Annotated in this window: 20 protein-coding genes and 3 tRNA genes; 14 read left to right on the top strand and 9 right to left on the bottom strand. The window is 30.6% G+C overall.

Annotated elements, in window-relative coordinates; all coding sequences use genetic code 11:
* Positions 1-19 precede the first annotated feature (19 nt).
* Positions 20-634 carry a hypothetical protein gene (locus KQS_RS11295; protein ID WP_014389315.1) on the bottom strand — a complete coding sequence of 205 codons (615 nt, stop codon included), beginning with the start codon at positions 632-634 and terminating at the stop codon, positions 20-22.
* The gene (locus tag KQS_RS11300) at positions 627-1,238 is read right to left on the bottom strand and encodes a hypothetical protein (protein WP_014389316.1); all 612 of its coding nucleotides are present in this window, start codon (positions 1,236-1,238) and stop codon (positions 627-629) included. Before KQS_RS11300 ends, KQS_RS11295 begins: the two co-directional genes overlap by 8 nt.
* Positions 1,239-1,335: 97 nt before the next feature.
* On the opposite strand from KQS_RS11300, the gene KQS_RS11305 reads away from it, so the two are divergent.
* Positions 1,336-2,283, top strand: a complete 948-nt coding sequence (locus KQS_RS11305) for a hypothetical protein (RefSeq protein ID WP_014389317.1) — start codon at positions 1,336-1,338, stop codon at positions 2,281-2,283.
* Positions 2,284-2,337: 54 nt separating this feature from the next.
* Here the strand turns inward: KQS_RS11305 and KQS_RS11310 are convergent, their stop codons facing one another.
* A complete protein-coding gene (locus KQS_RS11310; RefSeq protein ID WP_014389318.1) occupies positions 2,338-2,679 on the bottom strand; it encodes a hypothetical protein in 342 nt (113 codons plus the stop codon).
* A gap of 267 nt (positions 2,680-2,946) precedes the next feature.
* Between KQS_RS11310 and KQS_RS11315 the strand changes: the two genes are divergently transcribed.
* From KQS_RS11315 to KQS_RS11325, 3 genes are all read left to right on the top strand, one after another.
* Positions 2,947-3,363, top strand: a complete 417-nt coding sequence (locus KQS_RS11315) for a hypothetical protein (protein WP_014389319.1) — start codon at positions 2,947-2,949, stop codon at positions 3,361-3,363.
* Between the two features lie 90 nt (positions 3,364-3,453).
* On the top strand, positions 3,454-5,184 hold the full coding sequence (locus KQS_RS11320; protein ID WP_242400766.1) for a tetratricopeptide repeat-containing sensor histidine kinase: 1,731 nt from the start codon (positions 3,454-3,456) through the stop codon (positions 5,182-5,184).
* Positions 5,177-5,923, top strand: a complete 747-nt coding sequence (locus KQS_RS11325) for a LytR/AlgR family response regulator transcription factor (protein ID WP_014389321.1) — start codon at positions 5,177-5,179, stop codon at positions 5,921-5,923. The genes KQS_RS11320 and KQS_RS11325 overlap by 8 nt, the downstream gene beginning before the upstream one ends.
* Here the strand turns inward: KQS_RS11325 and KQS_RS11330 are convergent, their stop codons facing one another.
* Entirely contained in the window at positions 5,924-6,940 is a 1,017-nt protein-coding gene (locus tag KQS_RS11330; RefSeq protein WP_014389322.1) for a helix-turn-helix transcriptional regulator, read from the bottom strand.
* Positions 6,941-6,992: 52 nt separating this feature from the next.
* Positions 6,993-7,604, bottom strand: a complete 612-nt coding sequence (locus KQS_RS11335) for an HD domain-containing protein (RefSeq protein ID WP_014389323.1) — start codon at positions 7,602-7,604, stop codon at positions 6,993-6,995.
* A 189-nt stretch (positions 7,605-7,793) separates the two neighbouring features.
* Between KQS_RS11335 and KQS_RS14440 the strand changes: the two genes are divergently transcribed.
* The 4 genes from KQS_RS14440 (at position 7,794) to KQS_RS11350 (ending at position 12,502) form a co-directional block, all read left to right on the top strand.
* A tRNA-OTHER gene (locus KQS_RS14440) sits at positions 7,794-7,907 on the top strand.
* A 169-nt stretch (positions 7,908-8,076) separates the two neighbouring features.
* A complete protein-coding gene (locus KQS_RS11340; protein WP_014389324.1) occupies positions 8,077-10,314 on the top strand; it encodes a hypothetical protein in 2,238 nt (745 codons plus the stop codon).
* Positions 10,315-10,428: 114 nt separating this feature from the next.
* Positions 10,429-11,850: an RtcB family protein gene (locus KQS_RS11345; RefSeq protein WP_014389325.1), complete on the top strand. Its 1,422-nt coding sequence runs from the start codon at positions 10,429-10,431 to the stop codon at positions 11,848-11,850.
* Between the two features lie 88 nt (positions 11,851-11,938).
* Positions 11,939-12,502, top strand: a complete 564-nt coding sequence (locus tag KQS_RS11350; RefSeq protein ID WP_014389326.1) for an ExbD/TolR family protein — start codon at positions 11,939-11,941, stop codon at positions 12,500-12,502.
* A gap of 33 nt (positions 12,503-12,535) precedes the next feature.
* Here KQS_RS11350 and KQS_RS11355 read toward each other — a convergent pair whose 3' ends face one another.
* Both KQS_RS11355 and KQS_RS11360 read right to left on the bottom strand, forming a co-directional pair.
* Positions 12,536-14,017 (bottom strand): hypothetical protein, encoded by a 1,482-nt coding sequence (locus KQS_RS11355; RefSeq protein ID WP_014389327.1) that lies wholly within the window; start codon positions 14,015-14,017, stop codon positions 12,536-12,538.
* Between the two features lie 53 nt (positions 14,018-14,070).
* Entirely contained in the window at positions 14,071-14,448 is a 378-nt protein-coding gene (locus KQS_RS11360) for a DUF1842 domain-containing protein (protein ID WP_014389328.1), read from the bottom strand.
* 713 nt (positions 14,449-15,161) lie between these two features.
* Here KQS_RS11360 and KQS_RS14445 point away from each other — a divergent pair.
* From KQS_RS14445 to KQS_RS11375, 5 genes are all read left to right on the top strand, one after another.
* A complete protein-coding gene (locus tag KQS_RS14445; RefSeq protein WP_157868425.1) occupies positions 15,162-15,299 on the top strand; it encodes a hypothetical protein in 138 nt (45 codons plus the stop codon).
* A gap of 62 nt (positions 15,300-15,361) precedes the next feature.
* Positions 15,362-15,434 (top strand) — tRNA-Arg (locus tag KQS_RS11365).
* 21 nt (positions 15,435-15,455) lie between these two features.
* Positions 15,456-15,527, top strand: a tRNA-Asp gene (locus KQS_RS14450).
* A 35-nt stretch (positions 15,528-15,562) separates the two neighbouring features.
* Positions 15,563-15,880 (top strand): hypothetical protein, encoded by a 318-nt coding sequence (locus KQS_RS11370; RefSeq protein ID WP_014389329.1) that lies wholly within the window; start codon positions 15,563-15,565, stop codon positions 15,878-15,880.
* Positions 15,881-16,335: 455 nt separating this feature from the next.
* Positions 16,336-17,199 carry a sigma-70 family RNA polymerase sigma factor gene (locus KQS_RS11375; RefSeq protein ID WP_014389330.1) on the top strand — a complete coding sequence of 288 codons (864 nt, stop codon included), beginning with the start codon at positions 16,336-16,338 and terminating at the stop codon, positions 17,197-17,199.
* A 268-nt stretch (positions 17,200-17,467) separates the two neighbouring features.
* Here the strand turns inward: KQS_RS11375 and KQS_RS11380 are convergent, their stop codons facing one another.
* The gene (locus tag KQS_RS11380; RefSeq protein WP_041252101.1) at positions 17,468-18,490 is read right to left on the bottom strand and encodes a T9SS type A sorting domain-containing protein; all 1,023 of its coding nucleotides are present in this window, start codon (positions 18,488-18,490) and stop codon (positions 17,468-17,470) included.
* A gap of 212 nt (positions 18,491-18,702) precedes the next feature.
* Here KQS_RS11380 and rpe point away from each other — a divergent pair, with 212 nt between their 5' ends.
* Positions 18,703-19,362, top strand: a complete 660-nt coding sequence (gene rpe, locus KQS_RS11385; protein WP_014389332.1) for a ribulose-phosphate 3-epimerase — start codon at positions 18,703-18,705, stop codon at positions 19,360-19,362.
* Positions 19,363-19,492: 130 nt separating this feature from the next.
* Here the strand turns inward: rpe and KQS_RS11390 are convergent, their stop codons facing one another.
* Positions 19,493-21,091, bottom strand: a complete 1,599-nt coding sequence (locus KQS_RS11390) for a LamG-like jellyroll fold domain-containing protein (protein WP_014389333.1) — start codon at positions 21,089-21,091, stop codon at positions 19,493-19,495.
* Positions 21,092-21,172 lie beyond the last annotated feature (81 nt).

Here is a 21,172-nt window from a genome sequence, read left to right on the forward strand (position 1 = left end):
ACCATTTGAGGCTTTTTATTTAAAAATTCCAACTCCCTGAAACACCAAAATTTAAACTCGATCCACCAAAGTTATTTTCTGCATTTTTATTAAACAAATCATAGGGTGCATATTGATAATTCGCATGTATTCCAAAACCATAGAACATTATTTTTACCCCTTGAGAAATAGCAATTGTGTTCAAACTTGGCTCAAAATCAAGCGCTTTAAACTCCTCTTTATCTGGTATTTTATAATGTATGTATTTCCATCCCAATCCAGTGTTTGTTTCAATCCAAAAATTATCGTCTTTTGATAAAAACAAAAACCTACTGTATCTAAAACCTAACAAAAATGTTGTTTTACCAGGATCAACTATTAACGGTGCTGAAGCAACACTATAACTAACCCTTCTTGGTTTATTTAAAGCTCCTAGTTCCAAACCGAAATCGATGAATTGTTTTTTTGCAATTTTTGTTCTAAAATACATGGCTGTATTAATTGAGTTTTGATATTTATCTTCTAGCTGACCAAGAGGCATACCATAACTTATTTCTAAAATATTTCTTTTAAAAAGATCCACCTTAGGATACACAATGGTATCTTGTGCATTTATTTTTAAGGAAATTAAAAGTAATAAAACAAATCTATTCATTGCTAATTGTATTAAATTTATAAATTCTATTTGATGAATGCCCTGCTCCAAAAAACAACATCATTCCCTCACTTACATAGTATTCTTTAATTTCAAGAGTCGTTTTATTTATAAAACATACAGCATACTTTGTCATTTGTTTTGTTGTAAAAATTAGTGGGAAATTTATGGTCTCGTAATTGGTATAAAAAACAAATTTGTTTTTGTAATGTTTACCATAAAAATGAAGCACAAATTTTCTTTGCAAAGCGTCTTCAAACTTTAAAAACAATTGATTTTTTTGAATCTTCAGTTCTATTGGTTTAGAATAATCAATAAATTGTTTGTCGGTAAAATTTTTGATAAAACTTCGTGTATGAACTTCTGTGTCGTATTTAGCATTAGAAAACAGTGTATCTAATTTATCATAAAACACAACTGTAGTATCCGTTGGACATTTTACATATAAATCCTTGTCTATTGGGTTTTGAACTCCACAAGAGGCCAATAGAATGAAGAATACAAATCGAAATTTTCTCTTAAAATAAAGATTAACTTTTTTAGAATACTTTTTCAAATCTTTGGAGCGACAATACTCTATTTTTTCAACAACTATTTTTTTCATATTTATCAATTTATACACGACAAAACTATTTTGATATTCACAATTTTAGTTGTGATAAATAATTTTTTGTATTTTTATTTTTGCGAATTTCACAAATATGAAAAATCAAGAATTATTACTTAAACATATTCGAACAAAAATTTCCAATAAGCAATCGTTGTTAGAAGAAATAGCTCAAACACTTTCAATAAGCTATGATGCGGCACACAGAAGAGTTTCAGGGAAAACTAAATTTACAATAGAAGAAACTATAGCATTATGCAACCATTATTCCATTTCAATGGATCAGTTATTTTTAAATGGTAACAATTACATATTAGAAAAAACAAAAACCATCAAATCAGTCTTGGATTTTAAAGATTACCTTTCCAATTCTGTTCAAATCTTAAACCGATACAAATCAGCCCCATCTACTGCTTTTTATTCAGCTAAAGATATTCCCTTGCATTATACTATTGGTGGTTCTCTCTTGTCGAAATTTAAACTCTATGTTTGGATTTCAATGTTAAACGCTGAGCAAAATAATAAATTTGAACATTTTAGTTTAAACACTTCAATGCTTGAAGAATCGAGTCAATTAATAACTATTTTTAATTCTGTAAATCGTATTGAAATTTGGAATGACACCACAATTAACAGTTCGTTACAACAATTAATGTATTTTTTTGAAGCCGGATTAATAAATTTTGACAATGCTCTTCTTGTTCTTGAAGAGATCAAACAAATAGTAGAGAAAGTAGAACAATTAACGCAAAGCAAAAAGACTAACTTTGAATTATTTTACAATGAACTTTTACTATTGAACAACACGGTATTATTCACAAATACAGATGATACACATTATTTTATTCCGCACAATATGTTAAGTTACTATGTAACTTCAGATAAAAATATTTGTAATGAAGAACAAGAATATATTTACCATCAATTAAAAAACTCCAAATCTTTAAGTAATTCTGGAACCAAAGATCAAAAAATATTTTTCAACAGAATGTACCAAAAAATTGAATTTTATAAGACAAAAATTATTCAGTATATAGAATAAAAAAATCCTTATTACATTATATAAACAAGGATTTTAAAAGGGGTAACAATTAAATTAATATACTTTAGCCGTAACTATTTGTTTGATTTTTTTATTCACGCTTACACGAATCTTACAAGGTTGGGTTGGACTAACATTCTTAGGAATTTCAGCTAAATATTTAAAATTCCCACCATATACAAAAACCCGTGATGTAGATAAAATTTCTTCATTCAAACCATATAATAATTCTATCTTACAAGTAGTAAACAAATTCAATAGTCCTCCTTCAATTGTTCCCTCTACTGTTAACACATCCATTTCTTTACATAATATAACACTAGCTTCCTGAATAGAAATAGATTTTTTAGTTAAAAACATTTCTATTTCTTCTAAAATTGGGTAATTCATCGTCATAACATTAATCTTTTTAATTTAATTGGGTTTTGGGAGTTGTAAAAGTAATTTAACCAAATTGGAAGAATAAAAAAAATGGCATAAAAAGGTCTTTTTTAACCATCAAAGCAATTTTTAGTATCATAGAAATTAATTAGTAACTTAAAATGAGGTTTCATACTATAAAAAAGGCTGCACGAGACAAAAAAACATTATTTTGTTCCACAAGTTGTAAATAACAAGATTTACTTCATTAAATTTGAATACTAAACTTTAAAAAATTAAACTATGCAAGTAATTCCAACCCCAACAGGTAAAATTGATTCTAATTCAAGTAAAATGATGGTTTCAGATGAAATTCAATCTACAATCGCATTTACAAACAACAGACCTTGTGAACCATTACCTCCGCTTGTACAAGCAATGTATACTAGCAGTACAAATAACCTAGAAGTAAGCGCAGTTGTTTTTCTTGCTCAAGAAGAAGATCCAGAATCAATTTATGTTACTTACGAAATTGCCAAAGATGGAACTCCGAATTTTATGATCAATTATAATGATGCAGAAATTGAAGCAAAAACTTTTTACGGATACCAAGTGAATTTTAACATTACAATTGAAAATCAACCTAGTGTAATTGAAGCTTTTGTAAATGATGTAGACCCTAAAACATCAAGAGGAACAATAGTAACCGTTCAATCTTAATTGGAACAGTTAAAAAACTAGATAGTTGATTCTATCTAGTTTTTATTAAGTAAATTCATTATCTTAGGCAAAGTTTTTTGCTCTATGCCTATGAATCTTAAAGTATTATTTATCACTATTTTATTTATTTTGTTTACTCCAAGTTGGGGGCAAGAATTTCATTTTAATTTCAAAAAAAATATAACTTCCAAAATAAATAAAATTCCTAACGCTAAACTTTTACAAAAAACATGTCAGTATTATTTAAACCAAAATATTGACTCTACTTTATTATACACGCAAAAAACTTTGAATCTAAATCCTAAAGAAAAGGAAATTTTAAATTACACCTATTTTTTTAGAGGATTGGCACTTAAAGAAAAAATGCTCTATGAGGAAAGTAAAAAATTCTTTTTAAAAATAAATAAAAATTTTTACTATTATCCAAAAGTAAAAGCTAGCCTTGGTGAAATTGCACTTAATAAAAATGAATTAATTAAAAGTATTAACTATTTACAATCAATTGAAAAAACACCTAATTTAAGTGAATACAACATTAAACTAAGTAGTATAAAACATAATTTAGGAATTGCCTACTTGCTATTAAAAGATTTTAGTAACGCTGAAAAATATTTACTCGAAAATACATCTATACAAGAAACCGAAAAAGACACTATCAACTTAATTAGTTCCTATGGCGATTTAGCGAACTTATATTACGAACAATATAAAGACAATCAGGCCATTCCTTATTTTGAAAAAGCTTACAACCTAGCAAAAAAAACTAATGATTTTAAACTCAAAGCTACAACTTCTCATAATATGGCAGTTGTAGAGGAAAATAGGAAAAATTATGAAAAAGCTAATCAATATAGAAAAGAGCATGCCATTTGGAAAGATTCTGTAAATGATAAAAATAAAGTTTGGGAAGTAGCCCAATTAGAAAAACAATTTGCAATAAAAGAAAAACAAAAAGAAGTTAGTTTATTACAAGCTGAAAAAAAAGTTAAAATTGCCGAAAGAAATGGACTCCTTTTTTCTGCAATCATTCTTCTTGCTTTATTAATAGTTTCATTCTATTTTTATATGGAAAAAAGCAAACGAAATCGAATCATCTCTAAACAAAAAGAAAAGTTAGATGAAATAAATGCTACAAAAGACAAGTTATTTTCGATTGTAAGTCATGATTTACGTTCTTCGGTTAGCGCATTAAAATCGAGCACAAACAAGATTATCAATCATGTAAATGAATCTAAATGGGAAGAAGCAACTTCCGATTTAAAACAAAATAGCGCTATTGCGAATGCCACATACAATTTACTTGATAATTTATTGCATTGGGCTTTGCTTCAAAACCAACAAACATTTTTTGAAATTACACCCATAAAAATTCATTTTATAGTTGAACAAGTAAGCTTTAATTATCTTTCCTTGTTGAAAGAAAAAAACATAATTCTAGAAAATTTAATTCCAAAAAAAGCTTGTGTTGTTGCCGATCAAGAATCTTTAAAAATCATTCTTCGAAATTTAATCGATAATGCCATAAAATTTTCAAACGAAAATAGTTTCATTCGATTTTATGCTGAGGAAACAGAACAATATTGGCGCATTACACTCGAAGACCAAGGAAAAGGAATGTCTGAAACCATTAAAAACGAACTACTAAATGATACAATTCAGGTGGCTAAAAAAACCAATCAAGAAATAATCGGAAGTGGATTAGGAATGCAACTATGTAAAAGTATGATTCAAAAAAATCATGGAAAATTAGAAATTGAAAGTACGCTCGGAATTGGAACTAAAATGATTATCTCATTACCTAAACAACACAACCATGGATAAAATTAATATATTAGTTGTAGAAGACACTGCAAAAGAACGTGATGCTTTATTAAAAGTACTTCACGAAAACAATTACAACGTAGTGGGTGTTGCTACCAGTCATAAAGAAGCTTTGGAACTTTTTTATGCCAATAAAGTGGACATTGCTATTATAGATATTTATTTAAACGGTGTTCCTGAAGGAATTACATTTGCCGAAACTTTAAATGTTTTGCCCAATTTGGCCAAACCATTTGTATTTTTAACTAGCACAACAGACCGTACAACTTTTGAACGAGCAAAATTAACTAAGCCTTTTAGTTACTTGTTAAAACCTTTTAATGAATTGGAACTTTTATATGCATTAGAATTGGCTGTAGAAAAATTTTATGCGCAAAATGATGTGTTTTTAGGAGACGAAGAAGATACAGTTATAAGTGCTGAATACTTATTTATTAAAAAAGGGAAATCACTTAAAAAAGTTCAAATTACAGACATAGTGTATATTGAAGTTGAAGAAAAATACTGTAATATTGTTACGGATAAAGAAAAGTTTGTAATCCTTATTTCACTAACCAAAATTTTAGATCTTTTAGACCCAAATACCTTTTGTAGAACACACCGAAATTATATTGTGAACACCTCTAAAATAATGGAAATTGTTCCCACCGATAACTTAGTTATACTCGCCGGCAATCACAAAATTACGTTGAGTGATAAATATAAAGATTTAATGAAAAAAGTGAGGACATTGAAGTAATCAATTGTCCTCATATTTAGCTAAAGCTTTTTGTATTATTTCATGCATTCTTTTTCTAAATCCATCTGGCTTAATAACCTCTAAACTACTTCCAAAACCTAATAACAATCGTTCTAATTCATAGTTAATTATTAAAAACAAATGTAGCAACACACTTCCATCTGGATACGTTTCGATTAGCCTTTGTGAACGATGTAGCGGTTTTGTCAATACATAAGGAGCATTTGCCGCATCTATTTTAATTTCGATTTTTCTTGCTTTTAATCCATGATTTACTGTTACTCCTACAACATCTCTAAAATAGTATTCTGCATCAAAATTTTCCTCTAAATAATCCATTCCAAATTCAAAATCTACACTAACAATTCTGTCTAAAGCTAAATTCACAATTGGTTGACTTGCTTTTCTTCTTCCAATTAAAAACCAACGATTATTAAATTCTTTTAAAACAAATGGGTGAAAATAAAAAGAACTCGTTTCTAAGGCTTTAAAAGATTTATATTCTAATTTCAAAACTACTTTTTTAACAATTGCTTGATATAAAACATCTAAAAAATGTAACCCTTTCAAATTATCATTTTTATCCAAATGAATAATCGGTCGAGTATTCGATTTTTCGGCATAAATTTTATCTTCTAATCGTTGTAAAATATCTGAAACATCAGAAAACAACGAAAAATCTTTAAACTGCTTCAACATAGAAACCGTTTCGGTCAACACATTGATATCCGTTTCAGTAAGTGGAATATCTGTGATGGAGAAATCTTCCTCTGCATACCTATAATATTTTTTATCATATACTTCAATAGGTGCATTATATCCTAATTTTTCACTACGCATCATTTGAATATCCAACTGAATTGTTCGCTTGCTTACCGCATTTTCTTTACCTTCAAATTCATATAACGCATTTGAACAAGCTTCTATTAAATCATCCAATGTCCAGGTGCGGTATTTGTTTTGCAAACATTTATCAATCGTTTTATATCGGATTAGAGCATTTTTATTTTGAGCCATTTTTTTTAGTTTACAGTATTTAGTCTCCGTGTTCAGTCTCAGTATTCAGTGGTTACAGTAATGATATTTCCTTATTTATATTTTCTCTTGCTTGCTTCTCATATTTTGTTCTAAAAGTCTCTGTTTGATAGATAAATTCATTTTCTAAAAAATGCTCTAACGCCTTTCTTCGTCCTGGATTATAAAGTAAGTTGGGATAAATTTTATACTCTTTTCTTATTTGTTTGAAATACACTTCATAATCAATCCATTCTTTAGATAAAATTTTCAAATCGAAATCGATTAACCAATTTATATCCGCTACTCTATTTTGTTGATGCATTTTTGTGGCCACTATCATATCATAAATCAATTCTTTATTAATCATTGTATGTTTTGGCAAAATAGAAACAGCATATTCGGCGCTTTTCAGTTCATTTTCTTTGCATGTTACTTTGTAAATGTAGTCATGATAGAAAATAGCATACAAAACCTCAACAGGAAAAGTGAGTTGTGCATAATACATTTCATACTGCTCTATCATTTCTTTCAAATGCTTCAAATTATGATAATACCTACTTTTTGCGGTATAGGCTTTTACCAAATTATTCCATAAAACCTCTATTTCGTTGTTATCGAAACCCAATTCTTTTAACAAAACAATGTATTTTTCTTTTAAATCCACAACCTATTTTTTATCAAATTTAAAATTTCTTTTTTACTGCGCAAAATAATTGCGTAGTGGTTTTGAAATCTTTGTCAAGTCAAAAGGAAAAAACGTTCTTTGAATACAAAAAAATGTTGGTCAAGTAAAAGTTACTTCAGTTAACACCATCAGATAAAACTTTTACAATTATCAACATTTAAAAAAATTGGGGCAGTAGCTCAGTGGTAGAGCAAGTAGTTTTGAAATTATCTTTTAGGTCAATCAAAACTTACTTCTACACTTTTAATGTCTGTGTCGTGGGTTCGAGTCCCACCTGCTCCACAATTTTTGGTCAATAAAAACTTACTTCAAATTGGTACTTGTGGTTCGAATCCACCTTTGAAGTTTATAAATTATCAGAAAAAAATTCAGGTCAAGTGTTTCTTACTTCAAAAACTCTTTAAGGTAGAAAACTAGAAGCACCATTATCTAATTAAAAAAAACAAACAAAATGAAAAATGAATTATTAAAAATCAGCTTGCGTCAAAACGCAGTTTTTATTCCTTCGGAATTAATTACAAATGAATTAAAAGAACTATCAGGAACAACTTCTATATTAGTTGCCAATGCTTCAAAATTAGGTTTTTCCTTTTCCGAACCTTTATTAAAAGCTATAAATAACTCAAATACAACTACAAAAACTGAAATTTTAGATACGTTAAAAACTGCTTTAGGAACCAATAAAAACTGGACACCATTAGTAAAAGGGTGGAATGTTCCAACTTGTGAAACTCGTTTAGATCATATCATTACGCTTTTCGCAAATATTTTTAAAACTAAAAACGGTACGACTTTAACTTGTGGTCATATTATTCCTGTAAACACTTTCCCATTAGAAAGATATAATGGATGTCCGTTTTGCGGAACACCATTTGAATTTGGAAAAATTGAAAATTATAGTCAAGGAAGCAAATTAAAAGTTTTAGAATTATGGACGGAAGAAGAAATGAATCTTTTTTTCGAAAGTCTTTTAACTTCAAAAACGGTTTTAGATGCTACACAAATTGATAGTTTAAAAATTGCATTAAAAGTTTTAGATTTACCTAAAGTGGCAATCGGAATGAAAGAAACTTTAATGGTAGTTATTGATGAATTAATTGCACAAAATCAAACAGAAAAAGCGAATCAGTTTTTCACATCGCCACAAGACATTTTACGTTATTTATGGTTTAAGAAAACTGGATTATTACAAATAACAGAGCCTAAAACGATTATTAATAGAACAAAAAACAATCATACCAATATTTTCTATCCTGCTGATGATAGCATTCAAACGAAGAAGATCACGCAAGCAGATTTAAAATTAAAATATTCAAGAAAAGAATGTTTGATGGTTGCTAATTGGTTAAACAACTTAGATCTAAAAACAGAAGCTATATGCGAAATGATGCATCCAAAAAGAGGAATGTGGGTTCGATTTATTCGTGCATTGAGATTACCAGAATATGCAAAAAGAAAAGGTTTTGAAAAATTAGCAGAAATATTAGATGTTTTTTACACTCAAAAATATGAGGTTTGGCAAGGACGAGTAAATTATTTCAGATTAAAATCTGATGTGGAAAATACTTTTAAATTATTAAAACAAAGACCAGGATTATTTGCGCGTTCTTTATTTTCAAATATGCTTTGGTTTGGTGAAGAAGATACTATTAATGCCTTCACAGAAGTTATTGATAAAGTACCAGCACGATTGATTTTCACTTTAAACATGTATGCTCAAAATTATTTTGATGTTTCAACACAAAGAAGTGTAAAACCATTAGGAGGAACAACGAAAAGAATTCCTGCAAATCCAATTTTAAAACTTTATGACGAGAATCATTTAGAGCAAATGAAATTAAAAATTGAAGATTTGTGTGTTATCGCTATGAAAAGAAGATTTTCTGCTATTGAAAATAGTAACAAAAGTATTTATATCGACCCACAATTATTTAACATACCTGTTTCAATTGGAGATAGAAGTGAAAGCGTTCAAGATTTACCAGTGGCTTTGATGGGAACAAAATTCCCTGTGGAAGGAAATGAAATTCGATTGTTTATGCAATGGGGAAAAGACATGCCTGCACAACATTTAGATATGGATTTAAGTTGTCATATTTCCTATGAATTTGGTTCAGATTTTTGCTCTTTTAGTAATTTATCAACTACTGGATGTAAGCATAGTGGAGATATACAAAGCATTCCAAACAAACTTGGAACTGCCGAATATATCAACATCAATCTTGATGAATTAACAAGAGCAGGAGCAAAATTTGTAACTTTTACTTGCAATGCTTACAGCAATGGAGGTATTACTCCTAATTTAGTTGTAGGTTGGATGGATAGTCAATTTCCGATACATATTTCTAAAAGTACTGGAGTAGCATATGATCCATCATGTGTGCAACATCAAATTAGAGTTACTCAAAACACTACCAAAGGATTAGTTTTTGGAGTTTTAGATGTAGCTAATAGAGAAATTATTTGGCTTGAAATGAGTTTTGGTGGTCAAATTGTTCAAGGATTAGATTATAAAGGTGTTCAAGCCATGCTTTCAAAATTGAAATCTAAATTAAATATTGGACAATTATTATTATTAATAGCTGAAGTTCAAAATTTAGAAATAATTGATAATGAAAATGCAGATGAAGTTTACGATATGAAATGGGCTATGAATACAGCATTAGTCACTCAATTATTAGTTGATTAAAAAGATTTTATGCTACGCAAAATAATTGCGTATTTGATTTGAAATCTTTGTAAAGAAATAATACCAACCGGATTGCTTCAGCGGAAAGCAATCCGGTTCACAAAAGAAAAAATTATGAACACACCCATAAACGGAAACGACTTAAAAGAACTAGGCTATCCTGAAGGAACTTTAGTAGGCTTAGCGTTACGAATTAACAAAAAAAGAAACGGATATAACAGAGAAGAAATGTTTATGCATTACAAAGCTGTTTTAGAACATCCAGAAAACTATATTGACGATAAAGTATTTAGCAAACTAGCTATTGCCATTATTGAAAAAGCCAATGAAAAACCAGAAGATTTCATTCAATTGAACAAAAATCCAAATGCATTTTCAGCTTACGGATTAGAAAATATTGAAGAAGGTGCTAGAAAGCAAATGGAAGTCGCGATGCAATTACCGGTGACAATTGCTGGCGCCTTGATGCCAGACGCACATCAAGGTTATGGTTTGCCAATTGGTGGAGTTTTAGCCACAAACAATGCGGTTATTCCATATGGAGTGGGTGTTGATATTGGTTGCAGAATGGCATTATCGGTTTATGATATTCCGGAATTCTTTTATTATGAAAACGAAGATAAATTTAAAAGAGAATTGATTGCGCACTCAAAATTTGGAGCCGGACATGGATTTCATGGTCAGTACAAAAGTGATCATGCGGTATTAGAAAGCAACGTATTTAACGAAAATACTTTTGTGAAAAAATTAAAAGACAAAGCTTGGTCGCAATTAGGTTCTTCTGGTGGTGGAAATCACTTTGTAGAATTCGGAATTATGGAATTTGAAAAAGACGATGAGATTTTAAACATTCCAAAAGGAAAATACGTGGCACTTTTAACACATTCAGGTTCGAGAGGATTAGGCGCAACAATTGCTGGGCATTACACAAAATTAGCTAAAGACACGTGCAAATTACCAGAAGTAGCAAAAAACTTAGCCTATTTAGATTTGAATTCACAATTGGGACAAGAATATTGGTTGGCCATGAACTTGTCTGGTGATTATGCTTCGGCTTGTCATGAAGTGATTCATACTAAAATGGAGAAAGCATTAGGTGCTACGGTTTTAGCGAAAGTAGAAAACCATCATAATTTTGCTTGGAAAGAAATGTACAATAACGAAGAAGTAATTGTACATAGAAAAGGTGCTACTCCAGCAGCAAAAGGCCTCATGGGAATTATACCCGGAAGTATGACCGCACCAGGATTTTTAGTACGAGGAAAAGGCGAAGAAAACGCCATCAACTCAGCTTCACATGGTGCAGGACGACAAATGAGCCGAACAAAAGCTATTAAATCCATTACGAAAACCGACATGCAAACCATCTTGAAAGACCACGGTGTAACGTTGATTGGTGCTGGATTAGATGAAGCTCCAATGGCGTATAAAGACATCCATCAAGTGATGGCTGCCCAACAAGAATTGGTTGATGTAGTTGCCAAGTTTACTCCAAAAATGGTAAGAATGGCAGATGATGGAAGTCATGAGGATTAATCTTAAAAACCTAACAACCATAGATTTGTTAGGTTTTCGGCATACTTATTGAAGTACATATCGTACTAACCAACAACCTCAACAAGATATGCATAACAGTTTACATTCCTATGGCCGAAAAAGTTTAACTCCAAAAACTAAAAAACTAATTCCTTTTGTAGATGTAACAGCTATGGTGAATTTATCATTTCTGTTAATACTATTTTTCATGCTCCAAAGTTTTATTCAAAAACCACAAGCTCTGGATTTAGAATTACCTGATAAAAACAGCGTTACTTGTGGGGGATCGAATATAATATCTTATATTGAGGGTTGGCGTACAATAACTATTATTCTAGGAAAAAACAATGAAGTAATCACTTATCAAGGACAAATTAATGATCCTATTGAATTTCCAAAAAGATTTAAGTTAGATTCCGAAAGTTTTAAAACGTATCTTTTACAAAAAGGAAATGAATTTTGTTCTAGAGTCAACAATCCAATAAAAGAGAAATTATTCATCAATTTAAAACCCAGTGATTATAGTAAATATTCCGATTTAGTCACTACAATAGACCTTATAAATACTGTAATTCAAACCAACTATAGTATAAATGAATTAAATAAACTCGAAAATAAAATGGTGGTCCAAAATGCAAAAACGTCCCTATAAAAAGGGACGTTTTCAATAATTAACCTTTAATTTTTATTGTTTCTTTCGATCTATAATGGCTAATGATGGCTGCTGTGGCAAACCTTTCATTAATCCATTATAAACGTGACTCAAGTCGTCTGGCTTTAATCCTTTATTATTGGAATGACAAGAAAAACAACTTCCAAAAGTGTTGTATTTATCCCCATTTTGAGCATAGGTTTCCATGGTGGAATTGGCCAACTGACTTGCACCTATGGCTACTCCAGCCACCTTTAATGAATCAACGGTAGGATTGTAACTATAACCATTGGGTCCAGCTCCATTTTCTGTCCAAGTAGCCCCTATAAAAATATAATTTTTACGAACATCTTTCCCTTTCAATTTAGAAATCACTGAATTATTAATGGCAATAATTTCACTATTTGAAGCAGCAGGAGTTGCATCCTCTGCGTTTGGTTTAACATCCACTGCACTTCCCCAAGGTTTTGTCCTCAGTGTATTACTAGGTGTTATTTCACACAAATCTTTTGCAATAATTGAATCTCCAGAAAAAGTCATGTGTGATTGATTATTAATAGCTCTTGGTTCTGAATTAAACAACCAATCGTTATTCCCATCTTCTAAAACAGTTTCAATGGTTCCATCTTTAGTAAGATATTGATACGCCTGATTTGGTGTGTTTCTTTTATGTTCAAAGGTAGCCCAAATCATCTCAGGATGTCCATTAGCACTTCCCACAATATGCATTCCAACTAAAGCCAATTTAACTTTTCGCTCACCTTGAATCAACCATAATTGATTACTTTGTTTTTTATAAACGGGTATTGTCGCTTCAATTGTTACAAAATCTTCCACGTTTTTTAATGATTCTGCAACTACCCACGACGTTTTAATTTCCATGGCTAATGCACTTGGATTTTTTAATTTAACACCATTATGTTGTGCAAAACTAAAAATACTATCTCTTTCCTCTTTAGTAGTAGGAAATTGTTTTCCCGACATTTTCTTCTGATGGACTGCATTCAAAAATTCAGCATATACATCGTTAACCATAGAAATATAGTAAACCAAGTTTCCATTTACATCCATCAATACATCGTCTGTTGCTTGTCCTTCTTCAGAGATAATTTTACCGGTTTTATCCACATTAGCAACAGCTTTTAACAATTGATTTGGTCGATGTGGAATCAAATTTCGTTGTCCATTCACTTTTGGAGAAACTGTATAAAATTCGGGCGATTCGAAAACAGTTTTTCCTCCTTGCTCCTTTGATGTCATCCATAAAAACATGCGTTCTGACCATTTATAAAAATCGCAATTCGTTTTATGAATAAAATCAACACTATTAGCCGGAGTAACCATTCCGTTTTCTGTAATTGTTCCTGATTTAAACCAGCTCGCCATTTCGTTCTCTGATAAATCACACAAAGGTTTTACATTTTGTGGTAGTTTCCCGTTTTCTACAACACAGGAAACAACTAGAGCACCAATAAGTAGCGTTGGCAACACCTTTTGAATTATTTTTTTTCTCATATTCGTAATTTTGGTTAGGATAAAAAAAGCCTCATTTCGAGGCTTAATAAAATTTATTTAGAAGTAACTGGAACTGATTCAACATGCGTATTAGCATAACTGAAACCTCCTGTACCATTCCATGAACCATCAATTGCTAAATGTGCTTCAAACGGAATTTCAATTGGCATTACCCCTTCTGAATGAATGGTTCCTTTAACTGCTACAATTTGTGTAACATTTCCTAAACCTGTTGCATATAATGTTCCTGTAACTTGTCCGCTATAATTTCCATTTTCAGTAGCTTGCGTGATTTGTACAGCTCCACTTACTTTATGTTGTGAAGGAACTACAACGAATGAAAAATGAACGATTGGAGCACCAGGCATACCTACGTTTCCTATTGTTCCTTGTGCTAAATAAGCACCAGCTAAATTTGATTGTGTTGACATAATTTAAAATTTTATAGTTTTGATTCCTACTCTATTGGCTTTTCGGTTCCGCCGTGTTAATAATGAATTGGCTAGCTTAAAATTCTAATGGTGAAATTATCAAGACGGAATGAGATAAATTATTATTTTGTAACAAAAACCTTCTTTTTAGGCATTTAAGTACGAAATTGAAGTATAAAAACATAAGAAAATTAATCATTTAAATTAAGCACAAAATAGGAACATAATTTTTGTCCTTATTCCAAATTTTACTAATTTTGTACCTGAAAATGAAAACAAAAAACCAACATATCCGCTTTTATTTAGATCCTAGAACTACTTTATCTATGGAAATTGTCCTTACTTTTCCGAATAGGATATTGGGTATTTTAACTAATTGATATACATTTAAGTACATTAACAACAATACTAAACGTCCTTTTTTAACTAAAAGGACGTTTTTTTTTTACAATGAATAAAAAAATAAAACATGAATAAACGTTAATAGTAAAATATTATTTTGAAAAGTAACCAAATGAGAGACAGCCATTTGCAAATTTTAACCTATCTGTAGAATTACGGACAAGATTTTTATTACCTTAAATTTAAATTTAACTAATTGATTTTCAGATATTTAATTGCAAAATAAATTTGGAAATTAGTTTTTTTTGATTTTATCTTTGCAACAGAAAAATTACAACGGGTAATTTATATACCTATTAAAAAATAATATAGTGGAAAATTTAGTACTTACATATCAAAACATGCCAAAACAAGGTAAACGAATTTTATCTGTTCTATCTATGGACCGAAATGTATTTGGTAGAGAAATTGCTATAACTAAGGTGTATTATTATAAATATAGGAAATAAAATATTTATAGATAATTTAAAAAAGCACCTTTAACAGGTGCTTTTTTTATGTCTTACAATTAGATTTTGTAGCTCAACTGGATTGAGCATTCGTCTACGAAGCGAAAAGTTTAGGTTCGAATCCTAACAAAATCACTTAGTTCTAGAGAGGAACTTGGCTCATTGTGGTAATGGCTAACCTACCCGACTGTCTCTCGGGTGCTACGGGTTGGATTCCCGTATGAGCCGCAAGTTAAAATAGTATAAATTAAAAAAATAAAATTATGAGACCAGACATTTTAAAAAGGTTTTTAACAAACACCGATGAAACAGGAAGATTTATTATGAAATCACGCATTACAGGTATCATCTACTTTGTAGAGCCTATTTATAATGGCAAAACACCTGTGTGGGGAGATGTTGATCCAGCCACAAAAAAAATTACAGGCAATTATGGTTCAAAATTTACAGGAGCAATTACTAATAAAGAATCATTGATTACTGAAGAAAACGGATTCATGAATATAGGTTATTTCAAAGGAAGTCCTTTTGGAGCAATTGATGTAAGAGATAAAGAACATCAAAAACGAATGGGCATTTAATTTGTAATCCTAAAATTGAAATCAAATGTGTAAAAAACAAATAAAAAAATGATCTTCGAAATTCATTTTTCGAGGATATAAAACTAGAGAAATGAAAAATAGAATTAAAACAATAGATACAAATACCGATAAATGGATTTGGATAGTGGCTAACATCCTTGCAGTTATTGCATTTATATTAAAAGACAAATTATAAAATGAAGACAATAAGAAATTGGTTGACCATACAACTTAGAAGTTGATAAATTATATTTCGCGTAGAAGTAATAAAACAGTAATCAAATAAAAATTTTATAGGTACTGTTTTAGAATCTTAAAAATCCCGTTAGAAAATTAAACGGGATTTTTTTTTAATCTCATTACACTTAAAATTATTTTTTTTAAAAACTTTTGTAACTTTTTTGAAACCTTGTACGTATAACTATAAGAACTTTTAAAAAGTAAGGAGAAACCCAATGAGACAGCTTAAAATTACCAAGCAGGTAACAAACCGTGAAACTGCATCCCTTGACAAATACCTACAAGAAATTGGAAAAGTTGACCTTATCACAGCTGATGAAGAGGTAGAATTAGCACAACGTATTAAAGCGGGTGACCAAAGAGCACTTGAAAAATTAACTAAGGCTAATTTACGTTTCGTAGTATCAGTTGCTAAACAATATCAAAATCAAGGATTAACACTTCCTGACTTAATTAATGAAGGAAACTTAGGTTTAATCAAGGCAGCACAACGTTTTGATGAAACACGTGGTTTCAAATTTATTTCTTATGCCGTTTGGTGGATCCGTCAGTCTATATTACAAGCTTTAGCAGAACAATCTCGAATTGTACGTTTACCTTTAAACAAAATTGGTTCTATTAACAAAATCAATAAAATGTATGCGTTATTAGAACAATCGAATGAGCGTGCTCCTTCAGCTGAAGAAATTGCTAAAGAGTTAGACATGACTGTAAATGATGTAAAAGAGTCGATGAAAAACTCAGGACGTCATTTATCAATGGATGCTCCGTTAGTGGAAGGTGAAGATTCAAACTTATACGACGTATTACGTTCTGGTGAATCTCCAAATCCTGACAGAGAATTAATTCATGAGTCGTTACAAACAGAAATTGAACGTGCTTTAGAAACATTAACTCCAAGAGAAGCGGATGTGGTTCGTTTGTATTTTGGTCTAGGTGATCAACACCCAATGACATTAGAAGAAATTGGAGAAACATTTGACTTAACGCGTGAGCGTGTACGTCAAATTAAAGAAAAAGCTATTAGAAGATTAAAACATACTTCTAGAAGTAAAATATTAAAAACGTATTTAGGCTAATACCTAAATTACAATAACAACGGTCTTATGACTGTTCGTTTTTTGATTGATGATTGAAACTCCGGCTGATTACCGGAGTTTTGTTTTTTAAACGAAACAATAACTCCGGTCTGTTCGCTTTGCTCGAGTTCCCGGAGTTTTGTTTTTTAAACGAAACAATAACTCCGGTCTGTTCGCTTGGCTCGAGTTTAGCTTCGCTCTGTTCGCCTTTGGCTTGAGTCCGGAGTTTTGTTTTTAATTCTATATTTTATCCAATTATTGTCTGCTATTATTCCTTCATCAACTTATTAGAATACAACATCTTTCCATTTTTATCCAATATTTTAACAAAATAAAGTCCTGTTTGTAAGCTTGAAAGATTTACTGAAAAATCAGAAGATTCAATATTTGATTGTTTAAAGACTAATGCACCTTTAAAATCATAAATAGTTAACGAATCTGGATTTTCTAAAAGTTGTTTATTCAATCTGAAATTACAAACTTCTTTTACAGGCATAGGATACATACTAAAGTTGGATGTCCCAGCACTAAATTCAATTCCTAAAAGATCAGTCCCGATTAATTGAAATGGCATAGATCTATTAAATGAGGAACCTGTATCAATCAAAGCCGCCCAAGTATTGGCGTTTCTTTGCTTTGCAGTCCAATTAGGATCACTTTGTGTATTTAGTATTGTAACTGGTGGCATAAAAATGGAACTGTCATTTAAAGCATGTACTTGATATTCGATCCAATAAGTTCCTGGATTTAATATTGTAGAAATGGTTGCATTAAAGCGCCAAACTCTTCTAGTTGTCCCTGTAGCATTGGATACTCTATAAATAAATTCTTCCCCACTCCCAGCAGCATTTAACACATTGGTCGTCATATCACCATATACAACTGAAGAAGTTCCTAAAGAAGGATCTCCATTCCAAATTCTAATTCTTAAAGCATCAATTGGAATTGTTAATCCCGCATAGTTTGTTTGATATCCGTAAAAATTAACATTTGTCAAACTCCACGATTGTCCAGCCGGCACTACAAATTCTTCAGCTATAGCAAAATCATTAGTCAATGCATTGTTATAAAAAGAGGAAAAACCTAGAGTTCCAGCAGGTGTTTGTAATTCTGACCAAGTATAACCTGCTGGTGCACTTGTACTTGTCGCAAGATGTGTTACACCAGTTGAAATTGCGCCATTAGAATACAATTGAGAATATACATTCTCAGAAAAAAACATCATTATTAGTACTGTAAAAAAATGTAAATAGTAATGTTTTAAAATCATCAAAGTAGTTTTTTGTTTCATAAAATTCCAATTAAAAAATATTTCTAAATTAATGTTAATAGCGTATAGTTTAGAATTAAAACGATTAACAACCTTATTTATCGTTATAAAACATTATATCCTCAAAAAATATTTTATGATAACTATTAAAATGATCTTTTAAAAAATATATTGTTGTATCTTTTAAAAAGTAAAAACTATCTTTGCACAAACAACACACACTTAACAAGTTTATGAAAAATACTTTAATTGCTCCTTCAGTCCTTGCCGCTGATTTTGCCAACTTACAACGCGATATTGAAATGATCAATGCTAGTGAGGCCGATTGGTTTCATATTGATATTATGGACGGCGTTTTTGTTCCGAATATTTCATTTGGAATGCCTGTTTTAGATGCTATTTCCAAGCATGCAAAAAAAACAATTGACGTACACTTAATGATAGTGGATCCTGACCGATTTATTACAACGTTTAAAAAATTAGGCGCTGATATTTTAACAGTACATTACGAGGCTTGTACTCATTTACACAGAACCCTTCAAGCCATCAAAGCAGAAGGTATGAAAGCGGGAGTTGCTGTTAATCCTCACACGAATGTTGCTTTACTAGAAGATATTATTAATGATATTGACTTGGTTTGTATAATGAGTGTAAATCCAGGTTTTGGAGGACAGTCATTTATTGAAAAATCCTACAATAAAGTAGCGCAATTAGCTGAAATTATTAGACGAAATAAAGCTAATACTTTAATTGAAATCGACGGCGGAGTAACAAATAAAAACGCTAAACAATTAGTGGAAGCAGGTGCTAATGTTTTAGTTGCTGGAAGTTATGTCTTTGGCGCACAAGATCCTATTGCAACTATAGCCGATTTAAAAGAAATTACAAAATAATATTTAAACCTGACAGGTTTCAAAACCTGTCAGGTTTGTAATAATTAAAAAACTAAAAAAACTATTAAAAACAGTATTACATAAAGTAAACCCAATGTAATCTCAAGTTTATAGAATTCAATTTTTTTCATTATTTCTTAATCAATTTACTAACTCCAATTTTTCCTGATTCTGTTTCGATATTTACCATATAAATTCCAGAAGCAAGTGAACTAACGTCAATTTTTTGTTGATTTGATTCTAATAACTTTTTACCTGATAAATCAAAAATCGTAACTAGTTTCACTACTTCATTCGGTATTTCAACATTGAAAATTGAATTTGTAGGATTTGGGTATAAATTACTATTTTGTATGCTAAAATTCTCTTTTGATAACGAGGATGGAACTTGATATCGTAAAGCCATAATCTGAGCTTGAGTTAACGCTCTATTGTAAATGTAAAGTTCATCTAACTGCATATTTGAAGCATTTTTACTCGCTAAAAAGGTACCACTTCCGTTACCTGTTAATCCACCTCCAAGGGTAATGTAATTTTCGAAAGATTGGTTCAAAACTCCACTACCTATATTTTGTTCATAAATTAATATTCCGTTTCTATACCATTTTACAATAGTTGCATTTCCTGTGGTAGGTTCGAACGTAGCAGCATAATGCACCCATTCATTATTAATCCATCTATTAATTTCAACATTTTGCCAATTGCTTCCCCCAAAATTGAATCCAAAATTAGTTCTAGTTGAGGCATTTGCGGTTCCATCTCTAAAATAGAGCGAACCAAATGCTTCCAACATTGTATCATAAGTAAAAGCAGGATTACCTGATCTTTTATTCCAAAAAGAAATGGTAAAATTGTTGTTGTTTAATTGCGAAGGCTGAAATGGCATTGATGCAGGCACACTCAACTGAAAATTCAATCCTTGTCCATTAAACCCAGTTGTGTATGGTAAAGCATTACTGGTGGTAAATTCCAGACTTGAATTATTTTGAGCGGTCAAACTATTATTAAAGCCAAAATAAGCAACTAATTGATTCGAATTAAGTGGAGTTTCGGCTGTATATTTATTTTGAATTTGCGTTTCAGTTAGTGCTACATCATAGATTTCTAAATCATCATAATGTAATTGAGAGTTAGCAAATGCCGCCGTTCCTAAATTTAAACTAAATGTATTTCCCGAAGTTCCAAGCGTCACATTAGATTGGCTTAACACCAACAACCCATTAACATATATTTTTAATGTACTATTATCGTGTATTGCTACATAATGGTACCAACCTCCTGGATAGATTACTGCTTTATTATTATCTGATACATAAGAATTGACACCATCAGAAACAAAAAGTCTATCAAATGAAATACCTTGATGACCCAGTCTATAAGATTGATTAACTGTATTGTTACCATACTGAAAAACATTTATCAAAGCATTATTGGGATAATTTATATTTTTCACCCAAACTGAAACCGTCCTATTACTATTTCCTTGTGGTAAATTTGTTAATACCGTAGATAAATTTGCCGTTACGTTTGTGGGCAACACACACGCTCCATTGGCTTGACCAAACCTGTCATTGGTGTACGAAACTGTTCCTGAATAACCTGAATTAGTAATCAAAGTATTTGCTCCGTTACTAGAATTTAAATTTCCGTTAAATTCAAACTTAACTATTGGCGTTTGTGACCAACTCACTTGAACTAATAAAATTAAAATAAGTACTGTTTTTTTCATATTTTTAAAATTAAATTTGATACAAATATGTTGGACATTAATTTTAAAAATTAAGCAAATTAAATGAAACCCTATTCTGAG

Source organism: Flavobacterium indicum GPTSA100-9 = DSM 17447 (genome assembly GCF_000455605.1).
GTDB classification, from domain to species: Bacteria; Bacteroidota; Bacteroidia; order Flavobacteriales; family Flavobacteriaceae; genus Flavobacterium; species Flavobacterium indicum.

Bases quoted from the DNA above. Each gene is read 5' to 3' on its own strand.
- KQS_RS11310 (WP_014389318.1), bottom strand. From the start codon at position 2,679: ATGACGATGAATTACCCAATTTTAGAAGAAATAGAAATGTTTTTAACT.
- KQS_RS11390 (WP_014389333.1), bottom strand. From the start codon at position 21,091: ATGAAAAAAACAGTACTTATTTTAATTTTATTAGTTCAAGTGAGTTGG.
- KQS_RS11380 (WP_041252101.1), bottom strand. From the start codon at position 18,490: ATGAAACAAAAAACTACTTTGATGATTTTAAAACATTACTATTTACAT.
- KQS_RS11345 (WP_014389325.1), top strand. From the start codon at position 10,429: ATGAACACACCCATAAACGGAAACGACTTAAAAGAACTAGGCTATCCT.
- KQS_RS11300 (WP_014389316.1), bottom strand. From the start codon at position 1,238: ATGAAAAAAATAGTTGTTGAAAAAATAGAGTATTGTCGCTCCAAAGAT.
- rpe (WP_014389332.1), top strand. From the start codon at position 18,703: ATGAAAAATACTTTAATTGCTCCTTCAGTCCTTGCCGCTGATTTTGCC.
- KQS_RS11330 (WP_014389322.1), bottom strand. From the start codon at position 6,940: ATGGCTCAAAATAAAAATGCTCTAATCCGATATAAAACGATTGATAAA.
- KQS_RS11295 (WP_014389315.1), bottom strand. From the start codon at position 634: ATGAATAGATTTGTTTTATTACTTTTAATTTCCTTAAAAATAAATGCA.
- KQS_RS11370 (WP_014389329.1), top strand. From the start codon at position 15,563: ATGAGACCAGACATTTTAAAAAGGTTTTTAACAAACACCGATGAAACA.
- KQS_RS11350 (WP_014389326.1), top strand. From the start codon at position 11,939: ATGCATAACAGTTTACATTCCTATGGCCGAAAAAGTTTAACTCCAAAA.
- KQS_RS11340 (WP_014389324.1), top strand. From the start codon at position 8,077: ATGAAAAATGAATTATTAAAAATCAGCTTGCGTCAAAACGCAGTTTTT.
- KQS_RS11305 (WP_014389317.1), top strand. From the start codon at position 1,336: ATGAAAAATCAAGAATTATTACTTAAACATATTCGAACAAAAATTTCC.
- KQS_RS11375 (WP_014389330.1), top strand. From the start codon at position 16,336: ATGAGACAGCTTAAAATTACCAAGCAGGTAACAAACCGTGAAACTGCA.
- KQS_RS11320 (WP_242400766.1), top strand. From the start codon at position 3,454: ATGAATCTTAAAGTATTATTTATCACTATTTTATTTATTTTGTTTACT.
- KQS_RS11315 (WP_014389319.1), top strand. From the start codon at position 2,947: ATGCAAGTAATTCCAACCCCAACAGGTAAAATTGATTCTAATTCAAGT.
- KQS_RS11325 (WP_014389321.1), top strand. From the start codon at position 5,177: ATGGATAAAATTAATATATTAGTTGTAGAAGACACTGCAAAAGAACGT.
- KQS_RS11360 (WP_014389328.1), bottom strand. From the start codon at position 14,448: ATGTCAACACAATCAAATTTAGCTGGTGCTTATTTAGCACAAGGAACA.
- KQS_RS11355 (WP_014389327.1), bottom strand. From the start codon at position 14,017: ATGAGAAAAAAAATAATTCAAAAGGTGTTGCCAACGCTACTTATTGGT.